The organism is uncultured Pelagibacterium sp. (assembly GCF_963972885.1).
In the GTDB taxonomy this organism is placed as follows: Bacteria; Pseudomonadota; Alphaproteobacteria; order Rhizobiales; family Devosiaceae; genus Pelagibacterium; species Pelagibacterium nitratireducens.
Genome location: NZ_CAXAXY010000071.1, coordinates 1 through 14177 on the forward strand (window position 1 = coordinate 1; position 14177 = coordinate 14177).

Annotated in this window: 16 protein-coding genes and 1 tRNA gene; 9 read left to right on the plus strand and 8 right to left on the minus strand. The window is 63.8% G+C overall.

Annotated elements, in window-relative coordinates; genetic code table 11:
- Window positions 1-19: 19 nt before the first annotated feature.
- Complete coding sequence (locus tag AACZ55_RS11685) at window positions 20-307, minus strand: 4a-hydroxytetrahydrobiopterin dehydratase (protein WP_339646260.1); 288 nt, start codon at window positions 305-307, stop codon at window positions 20-22.
- A 231-nt stretch (window positions 308-538) separates the two neighbouring features.
- Between AACZ55_RS11685 and AACZ55_RS11690 the strand changes: the two genes are divergently transcribed.
- Together AACZ55_RS11690 and AACZ55_RS11695 are read left to right on the plus strand one after the other, a co-directional pair.
- Window positions 539-2857, plus strand: coding sequence for an EAL domain-containing protein (locus AACZ55_RS11690; RefSeq protein ID WP_339646262.1), 2319 nt, complete (start codon window positions 539-541; stop codon window positions 2855-2857).
- An 86-nt stretch (window positions 2858-2943) separates the two neighbouring features.
- Window positions 2944-3708, plus strand: a complete 765-nt coding sequence (locus tag AACZ55_RS11695; RefSeq protein ID WP_339646264.1) for a hypothetical protein — start codon at window positions 2944-2946, stop codon at window positions 3706-3708.
- Window positions 3709-3720: 12 nt separating this feature from the next.
- Here AACZ55_RS11695 and AACZ55_RS11700 read toward each other — a convergent pair whose 3' ends face one another.
- From AACZ55_RS11700 to hemC, 6 genes are all read right to left on the minus strand, one after another.
- Window positions 3721-4005 (minus strand): YrhK family protein, encoded by a 285-nt coding sequence (locus tag AACZ55_RS11700; RefSeq protein ID WP_339646266.1) that lies wholly within the window; start codon window positions 4003-4005, stop codon window positions 3721-3723.
- A gap of 77 nt (window positions 4006-4082) precedes the next feature.
- Window positions 4083-4158: transfer RNA gene (locus AACZ55_RS11705), tRNA-Thr, on the minus strand.
- Window positions 4159-4236: 78 nt separating this feature from the next.
- Window positions 4237-5616 carry a heme biosynthesis HemY N-terminal domain-containing protein gene (locus tag AACZ55_RS11710; protein ID WP_339646268.1) on the minus strand — a complete coding sequence of 460 codons (1380 nt, stop codon included), beginning with the start codon at window positions 5614-5616 and terminating at the stop codon, window positions 4237-4239.
- A complete protein-coding gene (locus AACZ55_RS11715) occupies window positions 5613-6962 on the minus strand; it encodes a hypothetical protein (protein ID WP_339646270.1) in 1350 nt (449 codons plus the stop codon). The genes AACZ55_RS11710 and AACZ55_RS11715 overlap by 4 nt, the downstream gene beginning before the upstream one ends.
- A gap of 44 nt (window positions 6963-7006) precedes the next feature.
- Window positions 7007-7750, minus strand: coding sequence for a uroporphyrinogen-III synthase (locus tag AACZ55_RS11720; protein ID WP_339646272.1), 744 nt, complete (start codon window positions 7748-7750; stop codon window positions 7007-7009).
- Window positions 7743-8690, minus strand: coding sequence for a hydroxymethylbilane synthase (hemC, locus tag AACZ55_RS11725; protein ID WP_339646274.1), 948 nt, complete (start codon window positions 8688-8690; stop codon window positions 7743-7745). Before hemC ends, AACZ55_RS11720 begins: the two co-directional genes overlap by 8 nt.
- Before the next feature lie 133 nt (window positions 8691-8823).
- On the opposite strand from hemC, the gene tsaD reads away from it, so the two are divergent.
- The 5 genes from tsaD to AACZ55_RS11750 all read left to right on the plus strand — a co-directional run bounded on the left by tsaD (window position 8824) and on the right by AACZ55_RS11750 (window position 12094).
- The gene (gene tsaD, locus AACZ55_RS11730) at window positions 8824-9885 is read left to right on the plus strand and encodes a tRNA (adenosine(37)-N6)-threonylcarbamoyltransferase complex transferase subunit TsaD (RefSeq protein ID WP_339646276.1); all 1062 of its coding nucleotides are present in this window, start codon (window positions 8824-8826) and stop codon (window positions 9883-9885) included.
- Window positions 9882-10874: an NAD(P)H-dependent glycerol-3-phosphate dehydrogenase gene (locus AACZ55_RS11735; RefSeq protein ID WP_339646278.1), complete on the plus strand. Its 993-nt coding sequence runs from the start codon at window positions 9882-9884 to the stop codon at window positions 10872-10874. Before tsaD ends, AACZ55_RS11735 begins: the two co-directional genes overlap by 4 nt.
- Window positions 10875-10881: 7 nt before the next feature.
- Complete coding sequence (locus AACZ55_RS11740; protein ID WP_339646287.1) at window positions 10882-11172, plus strand: YciI family protein; 291 nt, start codon at window positions 10882-10884, stop codon at window positions 11170-11172.
- 2 nt (window positions 11173-11174) lie between these two features.
- Window positions 11175-11591 (plus strand): EVE domain-containing protein, encoded by a 417-nt coding sequence (locus AACZ55_RS11745; protein ID WP_339646280.1) that lies wholly within the window; start codon window positions 11175-11177, stop codon window positions 11589-11591.
- 89 nt (window positions 11592-11680) lie between these two features.
- The gene (locus tag AACZ55_RS11750) at window positions 11681-12094 is read left to right on the plus strand and encodes a DUF1761 domain-containing protein (protein ID WP_339646282.1); all 414 of its coding nucleotides are present in this window, start codon (window positions 11681-11683) and stop codon (window positions 12092-12094) included.
- A 27-nt stretch (window positions 12095-12121) separates the two neighbouring features.
- Here AACZ55_RS11750 and AACZ55_RS11755 read toward each other — a convergent pair whose 3' ends face one another.
- Window positions 12122-12313, minus strand: coding sequence for a DUF1674 domain-containing protein (locus AACZ55_RS11755; protein WP_338608494.1), 192 nt, complete (start codon window positions 12311-12313; stop codon window positions 12122-12124).
- A 115-nt stretch (window positions 12314-12428) separates the two neighbouring features.
- Between AACZ55_RS11755 and htpX the strand changes: the two genes are divergently transcribed.
- Entirely contained in the window at window positions 12429-13409 is a 981-nt protein-coding gene (gene htpX / locus AACZ55_RS11760; RefSeq protein WP_339646289.1) for a zinc metalloprotease HtpX, read from the plus strand.
- A 65-nt stretch (window positions 13410-13474) separates the two neighbouring features.
- Window positions 13475-14177, plus strand: a 703-nt coding sequence (locus tag AACZ55_RS11765; protein WP_339646285.1) for a transcription antitermination factor NusB, incomplete at its 3' end; no start/stop codon positions are given.

Consider the following 14177-nt stretch of genomic DNA (forward strand, 5'->3'; position numbering starts at 1 on the left):
AGCCCGAAGAGCGGCAGGGCTAAAGCGCGTCGATCGCCGTTGCCAGATCGACGTCTTTTTGCGTCAGGCTGGCCTTGTCGTGGGTTTTGAGGGCGATGACCACCCGGTTGTAGCTGTTTGACCAGTCGGGGTGGTGACCGGCTTTTTCCGCCACAAGTGCCACCCGTGTCATGAAGGCGAAGGCGTGGGAAAAATCCTTGAACTTGAAGCTTTTTTCCATGGCGCCACTGTCGTTGATCTGCCAGCCGTCAAGACCGGCCAGTGCGGCCTGGGCGTTAAATCCGGTCTGCGATCCTTGATCGGTCATTTCGCTTTTTCCCCTCTCCGTGGCATTATCGGGTGCATTGAGCCGGCGCGACGTCCTTGATCTGGGTTAGAGACAGGCCATCGCGGTCGGGCAAATGCAGTGTAAAGACCTTCTTTACCACACAACAACTTCGTGCCTGCAACCAGGTGGTGGGCACAACATTGTCAACGTGATGCAAACCGCCGACGGGCAAGGTGGTTCCAGCCGAACGCTCGGAATCTGGTCAGGATAATGCCAAAGGGCCCCAGACATCTGCCAACGCTCGATTATGTCTCGATCGTGGCTTCGCTCTACAAGGACAGACGCGCCATGCTGGTGGGCATGGCGGCGACGATTTCGGGCGTGATGATGGCGGCGATCAAGACCGATGCGCCGTTGCTTTATGCGGTGGCTCTGGCCTTTGTGGTTTCCACCGCCAAGCGCTACTACAACATGCTCGCGTTTGAGGATCACCCCCCGGCTCCCGATGACCGCGCCAGCGCCCAGTCCTGGGAACGCCGCCAGATGGTCCAGGGCACGATCTCGGCCTTCATCTATGGCAGCTGGTGTTTTGTTTCGCTGGTCATCGTGCGCGACCCGTTTGCCGTGCTGGTGGCGGTTTCGGTGACCATTGCTGCCATGATCGGCATCGTGACGCGCAATTTCGGGGCCGACAGGATCGTGACATCCCAGTCGCTGGCCATCTCGGTGCCCATGGCCCTGGGGCTCGTTCTGGTGGGTGACGGCTACCATATGGCGCTGGCAGCGCTCCTGGTTCCGCTGATGATCAGTTTCCGGTTCCTGGCGGCCGATGTGCGCGGCATGCTGCTGGCCCAGGTCCATGAGCGCACCGTGGCCTCGCGGCTGGCCGTCCAGCTCGATACCGCGCTCGAAACCATGCAGCACGGGCTGTGCATGCTCGACGAGAACGGGGTCATCGCGCTGGCCAATGACCGCGCACAGCAGACCTTTGCCGGCATCTCCGAGGGATCCTGGGTCGGGCGCTCGTTCTCGGACCTGCTCGAAGAGGCGATCGGCAAGCGGGCCCTGCCCGAAACGACGGCGGACCGGCTCAACCGCATGATCATCCAGCAGGAGGGCGGCAAGATCGTCATGAAGCTCTCGGGCGATTTCCACTGCGAGGTGACCATCTCCTCGCGCGGTGACCGCACGGTGCTGCTGTTCGAAAACGTCACCGCCCGTATCCGGGCTCAGGAGCGCATCAATTTCATGGCGCGCTATGACGGGCTGACCGGGTTGCCCAACCGCGCCTATTTCACCGAACAGGTCGAGGCTGAACTCGCCTCGCGCCAGCGGATCGGCCGCGACGAGCCGGTGCTTCTGGCCATTATCGACATCGACGATTTCAAGCATGTCAACGACACGCTTGGCCATCTGGCGGGCGACCGGGTTCTTTCGGAAACGGCTGTTCGCATTCAGACCGTCATGCACCGCAATTCGCGGCTGGCGCGGCTGGGGGGCGACGAATTCGTCATCTATCGCGCCCAGCACACCGATTCCGAAACGATACAGGCCGAGGTTGAAGCGATCCTTTCGATCCTGCGGCGGCCCTTCGAGGTCGGCGGGGAACGCGCCGACGTCGATGCCTCCATCGGCTTTGTCTCGAGTTCTGACCCCCATATTGGTCTGGATGAGCTGATCACCCGGGCCGATCTTGCCCTTTACAGCGCCAAGGCGCGCGGCAAGGGTCAGTATCAGGCCTTTGTCGCGGAAATGGACAGCGATTTCCGCTATCGCCAGCGCCTCAAGAGCGACCTTGCCCTAGCCATTGCCCAGGATGAGCTCAAGCTCTTCTATCAGCCGCTTGTGGATCTTGGCACGCGCCGGGTGGCCGGATGCGAGGCACTGGCCCGCTGGACCCACCCCGAGCTCGGCCCGATTCCCCCCGATGTCTTTATCGGGCTTGCCGAGGAAACCGGCCAGATTTCGGCGATCACCCGCTGGGTGCTCAGGACCGCAACGGCCGAATGCGTCAACTGGCCCAAATCGGTATCCGTCGCGGTCAACGTCTCGGCACGCGATCTGCGTGGCGAGGACCTGGCCATGCATGTGTCCGAAGCGCTCGAGGCCAGCGGGCTGGCCCCCGGCCGGCTCGAGATCGAGGTGACAGAAACCGCGTTGATCGAAGACAGGGAAGGTGCCGCCGCAAAGCTCGAACTGCTGGCCGCCAACGGGATCGGTATTGCGCTGGACGATTTCGGCACCGGCTATTCCTCGCTTTCCTATCTGCACGGCATGGCGTTCTCCAAGCTCAAGATCGACCGCTCCTTCATCGCCGGCATCACCACCAGCGAACGCTCGCTCAAGCTGATGGCCAATGTGGCCCGGCTGGGCCGCGATCTCGATCTGGTTCTGGTTGCCGAAGGCGTGGAAACCGAAGACCAGCTCGAAGCCATCGCCAGCCACACAACGATCGATCAGGTGCAGGGCTTTCTGTTCGGCAGGCCCATGCCAGCCGATGAAACCCGTGAGCTGATCGCCACCATGAACCAGGCGGATGCCCGTCCCCGCGGTGCCAAGGCGCGGCGGCCGGCGCTGGTGAGCAAATAGCTGTAAACATTGCCGTGGATTTGACGCTTAGGGCTTTTGCTTTTCGTTAAAACTTTACTAACATTGCCCTATTTCGGGGTGATGGTATGGGTAATGCCGATATCGAAACGCGGTCCAGGACCTCGCGCTTTGCCACGAGTCTGATGGATCTGCTCGAGCGGGTGGAATACCGCCGCGTCAGGCTCGACGAGCAGTTCGATCCGGTCTACCGGCTGCGCTATGAGGCGTATCGGCGCGAAGACGGCATCGCGGCAAACGAGGACCGGATTGCCTCGGACCATCTCGATTTCACCCCCAACGCCATGTGTCACGGGGTCTATATCGACGGAGAGCTGGTCTCCTCGATCCGCCTGCATTTTGCAACCGCCGCGCACCGGGAATCGCCGTGCATGCGCATGTATCCCGAGCTGCTGGGCGGCATGCTCGATGCCGGACAGACCTATATCGACCCCTCGCGCTTTACCGCAGACCGCGAGGCAACGCTGGCCATTCCGGCCCTGCCGTTCATCACGCTGCGGATTGCCGCCATGGCGTGCGAATATTTCGATGCCGATTACTGTCTTTCCGGGGTTCGCGACGAGCATGCCGCGTTTTACAAGCGGGTGTTCGGGTCAAGGGAAATCGCCGGCTACAGCCAGTATCCGGGCATGAGTTTCCCGGTCAAACTCTATGCGGCCGCGGTCGGTGACATCCGCAACCGCGTGGCCGACCGGTTTCCCTTCTTCATGTCGACGCCCGCCGAGCGCAACAAGATGTTCGGATCCGATAGCGACGCCCATTATCTGGGCCTGATCCAGCCCACGGCCCGCCAGGCCGCCCTTGCCGAAGCGCGGTTCGCGCCGGCAGAGTGAGCGCAATCGGCTCTAGAAAGGGTCCTGGCGCCGGGCCAGTGTTTCGATCTTGCCCAGCCACAGATAATGGAGTTCGCGCGCCAGCCGAAGCGTGGGCTTGGCGGCGAAAAGGAGCGAACCGATCAGAAAGAACCAGGTTGCCGTTGTCTGGCTGGCCGCCGAGAAAAACAGCACGCTGCCGATGACGAAACAGATGGCCGCGCCAAAATCGACGGCGGTGTACCAGATTTCATAGAGCGCGTAGAGATGACGGTGCGCGCCGGAGCGCTCGCGGGCGTTGGGATCGAAGAGACTCATGATTGATCTCCCATGCGGTTGTTGTCCGAATCGGCAAATGCCAAGGCGCGGAATATGTTTCGAGAGCACGGAAAAAATGGTGCCGCTTGCGTGACTCGAACACGCGACCTCCGCATTACGAATGCGATGCTCTACCAACTGAGCTAAAGCGGCTTGGCCCGGTGGGGCGAATTGGCGTCTTTTACTTTCGGCGCGCGAAACGCGCAAGGCCTGATGGCGTGGCTTTTTCGCCTATGGTTGCGTTTTGGTTGGCGTTGCGGCGTCCTCAATCGCCGGCAGGGCGGCGCCAGCTTGGCCCGCGGGGCTGCTGGAAAGCGTTTTTACCGGCGCCCGGGTCTGCACGGGCACCTTCCACTCGAACGCATCGAGCCGGCCGGTGACCGGTGAGGCCGGTGCCCACTCGTCCGAAGTTATCCCGTCCGCTGTCCATGTGGGGTCGGCGGGGGCGCTGACGGCGCGCGACAGCCACTCGCGGGCCTTGCCCTGATCGCCTGACTGACCCTCTTCGATTTCGGCCATCAACAGGCACATCTGGCGGGTCGGTTTGACCAGAAACGGGGCCAGCGCGTTGCGGGCAACGCTCCACTCATAGGCATCGATCGCCGCCCGGGCCAGGACGATGGCCGCCATGGGGTGGCTTTGGGGGGATTCGACCAGCGTGCGGATGCGCTTGAGGCGTTCGAGTGCCGAGGTGCCGGGCTTGACGTGGGCGTAGAGCGTTGCGGCATCGGGATGAAAGCCGGCGCGCCACGTCCTGCGCAGCAGGGCCGATGCCCGGCGCGTATCGCCACGGTTGATGAGAATGCGCGCGGCCACCAGCGCGGCGGGCACGAAATCGGGTATGGATTTGAGCGCCCGGCTGGCGTGATCGTAGGCGGTGTCGGGTTCGGTTTCTTCGATTGCCATGGCGAGCGCGGTTTCGAGCACGCCCTGACGGCGTTTTTTGGCGGCCTTCTGGCTCCTGGTGCGGGCGGGTAGCGATGCGCTCATTTCCAGCGCGTCGGCCCATGCGCCCTTGGTTGCCAGATCGTTGAACACGGCTTCGGACGCCCAGTCGAGGCTGGGCGCAATGGCCAGCGCCTTGCGCGCGAAGGTGATCGCCGCATTGCCTCGCTCCTGGGTTCTTGCCTGCTCGTACAGCCCCGAAAGCGCGGCCAGCGCCGTGCGCTCATTGGAAATCAGGGCTCTGTAATGCTCACGCGCCGAAGACAGATCACCCAAGGCCAGTTCGGCCCGGGCTTCGAGCAGTTGGGCGGCGGGGTTTTCGGGCAATTTGGCGCGCGCGTCGCGGGCCAGCATGCGGGCGCGGGAAAATTCTCCGGCCTGCAGGGCAATCATCCCGTCCGAAAGCGCTTCGACGCCGGCTCTTTCCTTGCGCCGCGCAGTGGAGCGCGCCAGCGCGGCTGGTGCGTCGATCAGGCGCCTGATTATGGCCCAGATAAGGATGGAGGCAATGATGACGCCGATGGCGATGAACAGCGCCAGCCCCAGCCCAGGGCTCATGCGCCAGGATCCGAAGGCGATCTCGACGGTGCCCGGTAGGGCGATCAGCCAGGCGGCGCCCAAAGCGACGAGCAGGCTGAGAACGAGATAGACGATAAGGCGGATCATTGGCCGGCCTCCGCTGGCCCGATGCCGGATCGGGCCGCCGCGATCAACGCGCTGACGGCGATGGCGCGATCGAGCGCACGGGCGAATTGGGGTGCTGCCGATTGCATGGCGGCGGGCAGGGCCGAAAACGCAGCCCGTGCCGCCTCGAGATCGCCCGCCTCCAGCGCCGCTTCGGTCTGGCCGACCAACGCTTGCGGCGTATCGCCATCGGTGGACCGCAGGGCAATGGCCGAGGCGGCCTGGTCGAGCAGTGTTTGGGCCCAGCCAGCCGCTTCGTCGCGCGGCCGCGCCGCCAGGATGTCAGGGATTGCGTTGCGCAATTGGGCCAAAAGTGCGCTCGCTGACGGAACACCGGAATTGGCGGCGGCCCGGACCTGGGATGAAATTTCAAGATCGGGCAACAGGGTTTCAACGCCCGCCAGTTGGCCAGCAAAGGGCTGGCCCGTGCCAATTGCGGTTTCCAGTGCCCCCAATGCGGCGGGAAGCTGGGCCGCCCTGTCGCGTTCGGCGGCGACGGCCTCGAAATCGGACTGGCTGGCAATGCGCGCGTCGAGATCGTCGAGCCGGCTCAGCGCCGCCTCGATCTCGGGGCCGATCTCGCTCACTTGCGGTTCAACGGCATCGAGCCGTTCGGCCAGATCGTCGATCCGGGCGGAAAGGCCCGACAAATTGTCGGCGACTTCACTCACCTCGTCACCCGAAGCGCCCGCGGCGATGGCCTCGATGCGGCTCGAAAGCTCACCGAGTTGCCCGCTCAGCGCTTCGAGTTCGGATTGCGCCGCCAGTCCCTCGGTCGAGGCGGGTTCGATGGCCGAGATCTCGGTTTCCAGCGCGTTAATGCGCTCGACGATCTGTTCGTTTTCCGCTTCGCGCGATGCAATGGCGTTTTCCAGCCGCGTGGCGCGCGCGTCGAACTGAGACAGGTCCGGCTGCGGTCCCGATTGTTGTGGCCAGTAACCGAAACTGGCCAATCCATAGGCCAGAGCCAGCCCGACCAGAGCACCGGCTGCGGCCGTTGTCGCCAGCGGCACGAGGGGCAGCGCTCTGGGCCCGGATCCGGGCCTATCGGTTTCGGGTGTGCCGCCGGTGTCCGGTTCGGTTCTGCCAGCGGGTGCTTGTTTTTTGTCGTCGCGCTGGGTCGAGGTTCTGGTGCTTGCGCCTGCGGCTGGTCCCGCTTTTTCCCGCGCCGGTTCGGCGGCGGGCTTTTCGTCCGTCCCGGCGGCTCCGGCGGTCTTGTCCTCCGGCTTTGGCATCGGGCTGTCGGGTACGGGTCTGTCCCTGTCGGAAGGCCGCGCCGTCGCGTCGATGATCGGGGGTTTGACCGGACCGGATTTCTTTTCGGCCATTTCAGCCTCTTTGCTTTGGGGGTCGGGCGGGTTCGTGTTGGCCATCATGGACTGATTTGATCGCGGGCAAAAGCCAAGGCGAGCGTCATCATCGCTTCATGCGAGGGGTAATCGGCCAGCCCGATGCGCAGGAAATGGCTCTCGATCAGGGGTTGGGCCACGTTTTCCGACAGGCACAGGCAATAAATACGCGCCCTGAGTTCGCCATAGTCGCGCGACGCCACAAGGCCGGCAAAAATCTGCGCCGTGCGCCGGGAATAAAACACCACACCATCGATTGCCCCGGTGCCCAGACGTTCTGCCAGACCCGGCGGCAGCATGGTGGCAGGCTGCATTTCATAGAGCACGCGCATGTCGACGGTCAGCCCCGCCTCGGCCAGCAGTCCGGCCAGATCGCCCGATTGATGATGCGCTGCGGGATAGAGGATTTTTCCCGAAGGGCGGTCGGCGATGATCGTCCGGGAGAGGTCATGCAGGGTGCCCTCGGCAGCCGAGACATGGTCGAACCCGGCGGCGCGCGCCTCGGCGGCCGTGTGTTCGCCCACGGCGTAGACCCGGAGCGCCGAGAATTCCTCGCCCTGCGGGTGCGCGGCCAGCGCCCGCACCCCATTGGCCGATGTCAGCGCGATTGCGGCAAATCCGGTCGCATCGGGAAGCGCGACGCCGGTGAAGCGCTCTTCGAGCATTGGCGCGATAATCGGGTCCAGCCCCAGCGCCGCCAGCCCGGCGGCGGTCCGCTCGGCATCGGCCCTTGGCCGGGTCACGAGAACGCTGCGCCGATCAGCCATACTGGCCCTGCTTGAGCCGTTCGATAAAATCGGGCCCGGCGGCGGTCAGCAGTTTTTCGCCCAGCCGGGTCCCCAGATTGCGCCCCTGATCGGCGTCGCCGGCGATCTCGTCCTCGTAAACTTCCGCGCCGTCGGGCGAAAGGATCTGCCCGAACAGGGTCAGCCTGCCCTCATCGAGGGTCGTTAGTGCAGCAATCGGGGTGCGGCATGAACCGTCGAGCACCTTGAGGAAGGCCCGCTCGGCTTCCACCCGCTTGCGGGTATCGGCATCGTCAAGCACTTCGACCAGCCGGTTGGCCGCCCCGTCCTCGGCGCGGGTTTCGATAACGATTGCCCCTTGGGCCGGTGCGGGGGGGAAATGGGCGACATCGAGCGTATGGGTCACCCGGTGCGCCTCGCCCAGCCGGTTGAGCCCGGCCAGGGCAAGAAGCGTTGCATCGGCCACGCCGTCAGCGAGCTTTTTGAGCCGCGTCTGCACATTGCCGCGAAATTCGACCGTCCGGAAATCGGGCCGGAACCGCTTCATCTGCGCGCGACGACGCAGGGAGGACGAGCCGATCACCGCGCCCTCGGGCAGATGGTCAGGGCTCTTGGCGATCAGGGACAGGAAAGCATCGCGCACATCCTCGCGCGGCAGAAAAGCGGGCAGGGCGAACAGGGGATCGATTTCGGTCGCCACGTCCTTGGCCGAATGGACGGCGATATCGATCTCGCCATCGGCCAGCGCCTTTTCGATCTCCTTGGTGAACAGCCCCTTGCCGCCCACTTCAGAGAGCGGGCGGTCCAAAATGATGTCGCCGCTGGTCTTGATGACCTTTATCGCGATGGCGTCAGGCTCCAGCCCGTTGATGGCGACCAGACGGTCGCGGACCTCCTCGGCCTGCTTGACCGCAAGGGGCGAACCGCGCGTGCCGATGGTGAAAACGGGGGTGGACGTCAAAGATTGCAATATGGCCTCGCAGGTGTCACAGATGTGCGCGCTTAAAAGAACAAGAAGCTAACGCGCCGAACGCGGGTTGCGATCCGCTTGTGCCATCAGACCACACGTTTTTGCCAGAGACCAGATCGCCGCAATGGATAACGATGTTTTCGTTTTGGGGATCGAGACCAGCTGCGACGAAACCGCGGCAGCCATCGTCCGGCGCCACCCAGACGGGCGCGGCGAGATCGTTTCCAATATCGTGCGCAGCCAGATCGACGAGCACAAGGCCTTTGGCGGGGTGGTGCCCGAGTTGGCGGCCCGTGCCCATGTCGTCCATCTCGATTCCATCATTTCGCGCGCGCTCGAAGAGGCCCGAATGGATCTCTCACAGGTCGATGCCATCGCCGCCACGGCCGGTCCGGGGCTGATCGGCGGCGTGCTCGTGGGGCTGACCACCGGCAAGGCACTGGCCGCTGCGAGCGGCAAGCCCCTGGTTGCCGTCAACCATCTCGAGGGCCACGCGCTGACCGCCCGGCTGACCGACGAAGTCAAATTCCCCTATCTGATGCTGCTCGTGTCAGGCGGGCATTCCCAGATCGTTCTGGTCAGGGGTGTCGGCGATTATGAGCGCTGGGGCTCGACCATAGACGACGCGCTGGGGGAAGCCTTCGACAAGGCCGCAAAACTTCTGGGGCTGGGCTATCCCGGCGGCCCGGAGGTCGAAAAGGCGGCCGCAAACGGCGATCCAGCCCGATTCGATCTGCCGCGCCCCTTGCTGAGGGAAAAACGCCTCGATTTTTCCTTTTCGGGGCTCAAGACCGCCCTGCGGCTGGCCGCCGAATCGGTGGCGCCGGTCACCGACACCGATATTGCCGATCTGTGCGCCAGCTTTCAGGCCGCCGTCACCGATATCGTTGCCGTCCGGTCCAGACAGGCGCTGGAGCGTTTCGCGGCCGAATATCCCGACATCGCTCCCACCTATGTGGTGGCCGGTGGCGTTGCCGCCAACACGGCAATCGGCGCCGCTCTGCGCGAGGTCGCGGCCCGGGCCGGCGCGCATCTGGTCATCCCGCCGCCTGCTTTGTGCACCGACAATGGCGCGATGATCGCCTGGGCGGGGGCCGAACGGTTTGCCCTGGGGCTTGTCGACGGGTTCGAGGTGGCGGCCCGCCCGCGCTGGCCGCTCGATGAACTGGGGCGGGGTGCGGCGTGAGCGCTAAGATCTTCGTCATCGGCGCGGGGGCCTGGGGCACCGCTCTGGCACAGGCCGCCCGGCTGGCCGGCAATGATGTCGTGCTGGTCGGCCGCGACCCGGCCGCCATCGATGAAATCAATTCCGCCCATACGCTGAAATCCTATCTCGGCGCCATCGGCCTTGATCCTTATCTCAAGGCCCAGACCGGAATTTCGGGGATCGAAGAGGCCGACGCCATTCTCATGGTGGTGCCTGCCCAGGCGACCCGCGCCATACTTGCTGCCATCGGCCCCGAAGCGCTGGCCGGCAAGCCGGTGATCCTGTGCGCCAAGGGTCTGGAGATGGCGACCAACGACCGCCAGAGCCAGATCCTTACCGAACTCGCCCCGGCTGCGGAGCCCTTCGTTCTTTCCGGCCCGAGCTTTGCCCATGACGTGGCGGCGGGAAAGCCCACGGCGGTTACTTTGGCCGGGCCGACCATCGAGCGCGCCGAGGCGATCGGGGCGCTTTTGGCCTCGGACAGTTTCCGCCCCTATGCCAGCGGCGATATTGTCGGGGTGGAAATGTGCGGCGCACTCAAGAATGTCTATGCGCTCGGTGCCGGCGCCATCGAGGGCGCCGGGTTGGGTCTTTCCGCCCGCTCGGCCTTTCTGGCCCGGGCCTATGCGGAACTGGGCCGCATGATCGCGGCGATGGGCGGCAGCGAAGCGACGCTTTCGGGTCTCGCCGGTATCGGCGATCTGGCTCTGAGCTGCACGTCGAGCCAATCGCGCAATTACCGTTTTGGCGTGGCGCTGGGGCAGGGCCGCTCGGTCGATGATATTGCGGCTGCGGGCATGGGGTTGGCCGAAGGCCTGTTTACCACCCCTGTCGCCAGGGCTGTGGCCGAACGGGACGCCATAGATGCGCCGCTGGTGGGCGCCGTGGACCTTTTGATTTCAGGCAGGGCCCGGATCGAGGCCATCGTGCCAATGCTGATGAGACGACCACTCAAACGGGAAGAATGACATGACGATGATGTTTGCGGTCACCGCACTCGACAAGAACGACCATCTGGAAACGCGCCTTGCGACGCGCCCGGCCCATCTCCAGTTCTGGGACGATAACGCCGCCTCTATGGTGCTGGCCGGCCCGTTTCTCGACGCCGAGGGCAAGGCGACCGGCTCGCTGATGATCGTTAAGGCTGAAAATCAGGCCGCTGCCGAGGCGCTCGTTGCCAGCGATCCTTATGCCGAGGCCGGCCTGTTCGAAAGCGTCGTCGTCCGCCCCTGGAACTGGGTCATCAACCGGCCGGAGACAATTTGAAGATGGCATACTGGCTTTTCAAATCCGAACCGGAAACCTGGGGCTGGCACGATCAGGTCAAAAAGAGCGGCCCGGAAGAATGGGGTGGCGTGCGCAACTATCAGGCGCGCAACAATATGCGCGAGATGAAGAAGGGCGATCTGGGCTTTTTCTATCATTCGGTCAAAGAAAAGGCCGTGGTGGGGATCGTGCGCGTCGCCAATGAAATCCATCACGATTCCACAACCGACGACCCGCGCTGGGAATGCGTGGATATCGAGGCGGTCAAACCCTTCAAGCGTGCGGTGACGCTCGACGAGATCAAGGCCGCGCCCGAGCTTGAAAGCATGGTGCTGGTCAACAATTCGCGCCTCTCGGTCCAGCCGGTTTCCGAGGCGGAATGGGCATTCATCTGCAAGCTGGGAGGCGTTGAGGCCTGATTTACCACTGCGGCGTTTTGGCGCACACTTCCCTCGGTCCGATTCGAAGAGAGCGGGTCCGGACCGGTTTTTGAGAGGGGAGAAAAGGGATGGATTATCTCAATGTGAACTGGCTGGCCGTGCTTTTGGCCATGATTGCCTCAATGGCTCTGGGCGCCGCCTGGTACATGATCTTGTCCAGGCAATGGATTGCCGCCACCGGCAAGACCACCGAACAGATCATGTCCGGCTCGGGCGGGCAGGCCACGCCCTTTATCTGGGGCGCCGTGATGCAGCTGGTGATGGCCTATTTCCTGGCCCTTTTTACCCCGGCCATCATGGGTGAGGTGACAGTGGCGTCGGCGGTTGTTGTGGGCATCCATGTGTGGGCCGGGTTCATGCTCACCTCGATGATCCTCAACCACCGCTATCAGGGGTCCAGCTGGTCGCTGGCCGTCATCGATGGCGGCTATCTTTTGGGCGTGATGGTTGTCCAGGGCGTGGTGATCGGGCTTATGGGCTAGGGCCGGTGACGGCGGGGTGACCCGCCGTCAGAAGTCCGAGGAAATGCCCTTGATTTCCCAGTCGCCGTAGCGGGCCGGATCGAGCCCGCCGCGGCCATCGACTTCGCGCGGCGCGTTCGAGGTCCTGGCGTCGATCTCGGCGCGGCGCTTTTTCGCTTCCTCGAGGGCGCGTCTGGCGATTGCGGGATCGGGGCGTTTGGCCTTTGGCGCTTCGCGCATTTTTTCGAAACCACCTTGATGACGAAGAGTTTAGACATCGGGCCACTTGTGCAGGGGCCCGCCCGTTCCCATCATATAATCATCACAACCGGCTGAGGAAAGCCTGACCACAATGATGAACGCTCTGCGCACGACGATTTTGCTTGCCGGCATGACCGCGCTGTTCATGGGCGTTGGTTATATGATCGGCGGGACCGGCGGCATGGCCCTTGCGTTCCTGTTTGCGCTGGGCACCAACGCCTTTGCATACTGGAATTCGGACAAGATGGTGCTCTCGATGCAGGGCGCCAAAGAGATCGATCCGCGCTCGGCGCCCGATCTTTATCAGATGACCCGGCGGCTGGCCGACAATGCCGGTCTGCCCATGCCAAAGCTTTATCTCATTGCAACCGATCAGCCCAACGCGTTCGCCACGGGCCGCAGCCCGGACAGGGCGGTGGTCGCGGTGTCCTCGGGCCTTGTCAAATATCTCGACAGCCGCGAGGTCGCGGCGGTGATCGCGCACGAATTGGCCCATATCAAGAACCGCGACACGCTGACCATGACCGTCACGGCCACGCTGGCGGGTGCCATTTCCATGCTCGCCCAGTTCGGCCTGTTCTTCGGGGGCGCGCGCGACAACAACAACCCGCTTGGGTTTGTCGGTGTCATCGCTATGGTCATACTGGCCCCCATCGCCGCCATGCTCGTGCAGATGGCGGTTTCGCGCACCCGTGAATACGAGGCCGACAAGGACGGTGCTGAAATCTGCGGCGATCCCATGGCGCTGGCCAGCGCGCTTGAAAAGATTTCCTCGCTGTCAAAGCGCACGGTCAACGAGGCGGCCGAGCGGGCGCCGGCCATGGCGCATATGTATATCTCCAACCCGCTCTCGGGTGCCCGCATGGACAATCTGTTTTCCACGCACCCCAATGTGGAAAACCGCATCAAGGCACTGACCGAGATCGCGTCGAGCGTGCGGGGCGGTGGTGGTGGTCAAACGCCGCGCCAGAGGGTAAACCCCATCGAGGCCAAAGTCCGGCCCGGTCAGAGCTGGCGCACGCCCGGCACCCGGCCGCGCTCGGATGATGACAAACCGTCGGGTCCCTGGGGATAAGGTGTAGGGGGGATTCGGTCCGCCCTGACCTGAAGCCCACACACCCAAATTTAGGCGAAAAAAGTTTGAACGAAACACGCGATCTGCCCGGCCTCAAGCTTCGGCTTGAGGCCGCTTTTCATCTCAAATCGGTGCTGGAGGGCAAGCCGTTCGCCCCCATCGGGCCGGACCGGCTGGCCCAAAGCCGTGACCGGGCGCTGGCCAACCGCATGGTGACCACCGCCCTGCGCCATCATGGACAGATCGATGCCGTTTTTAGAGAGGTGCTCGCCAAGGGCGTTCCCCAGCGGGCCGGCATTTTGGAAGCGGTTCTGCGTATAGCCATCGCGCAATTGTTGTGGCTCGACGATATCGCTGCCCATTCGGCCATCCATCTGGGTGTCGAATCGGCGCGGGCCGACAAGCGGGCCGGGCGGTTCGACAAGCTGGTCAATGGCGTGTTGCGTTCGGTACAACGCCAGAGCGAACAGTTTCAGGCGCTCGGTGGCGATACCCTGATTCCCGGCTGGCTGGCCGCGCAGTGGGCCGGCACCTATGGCGCCGATGCCGTGGCGCGCTTTGCCGAAATCCTCATCCAGTCCCCGCCGCTCGATCTCACGCTCAAATCCCCCGATCCCGATCTGATTGCCGTTCTGGGCGGCCAGCCCGTGCTCGGCCCGACCGTGCGCCTTGCAGAACGCGATGCGGCGGTGGCCGATCTTGCCGGCTTTGCGGAGGGAAAATGGTGGGTGCAGGATGTTTCCGCCGCTTTGCCCGCCCGGCTTTTGA

Bases quoted from the DNA above. Each gene is read 5' to 3' on its own strand.
- AACZ55_RS11685 (WP_339646260.1), bottom strand. From the start codon at position 307: ATGACCGATCAAGGATCGCAGACCGGATTTAACGCCCAGGCCGCACTG.
- AACZ55_RS11690 (WP_339646262.1), top strand. From the start codon at position 539: ATGCCAAAGGGCCCCAGACATCTGCCAACGCTCGATTATGTCTCGATC.
- AACZ55_RS11695 (WP_339646264.1), top strand. From the start codon at position 2,944: ATGGGTAATGCCGATATCGAAACGCGGTCCAGGACCTCGCGCTTTGCC.
- AACZ55_RS11700 (WP_339646266.1), bottom strand. From the start codon at position 4,005: ATGAGTCTCTTCGATCCCAACGCCCGCGAGCGCTCCGGCGCGCACCGT.
- AACZ55_RS11710 (WP_339646268.1), bottom strand. From the start codon at position 5,616: ATGATCCGCCTTATCGTCTATCTCGTTCTCAGCCTGCTCGTCGCTTTG.
- AACZ55_RS11715 (WP_339646270.1), bottom strand. From the start codon at position 6,962: ATGGCCGAAAAGAAATCCGGTCCGGTCAAACCCCCGATCATCGACGCG.
- AACZ55_RS11720 (WP_339646272.1), bottom strand. From the start codon at position 7,750: ATGGCTGATCGGCGCAGCGTTCTCGTGACCCGGCCAAGGGCCGATGCC.
- tsaD (WP_339646276.1), top strand. From the start codon at position 8,824: ATGGATAACGATGTTTTCGTTTTGGGGATCGAGACCAGCTGCGACGAA.
- AACZ55_RS11740 (WP_339646287.1), top strand. From the start codon at position 10,882: ATGATGTTTGCGGTCACCGCACTCGACAAGAACGACCATCTGGAAACG.
- AACZ55_RS11745 (WP_339646280.1), top strand. From the start codon at position 11,175: ATGGCATACTGGCTTTTCAAATCCGAACCGGAAACCTGGGGCTGGCAC.
- AACZ55_RS11750 (WP_339646282.1), top strand. From the start codon at position 11,681: ATGGATTATCTCAATGTGAACTGGCTGGCCGTGCTTTTGGCCATGATT.
- AACZ55_RS11755 (WP_338608494.1), bottom strand. From the start codon at position 12,313: ATGCGCGAAGCGCCAAAGGCCAAACGCCCCGATCCCGCAATCGCCAGA.
- htpX (WP_339646289.1), top strand. From the start codon at position 12,429: ATGAACGCTCTGCGCACGACGATTTTGCTTGCCGGCATGACCGCGCTG.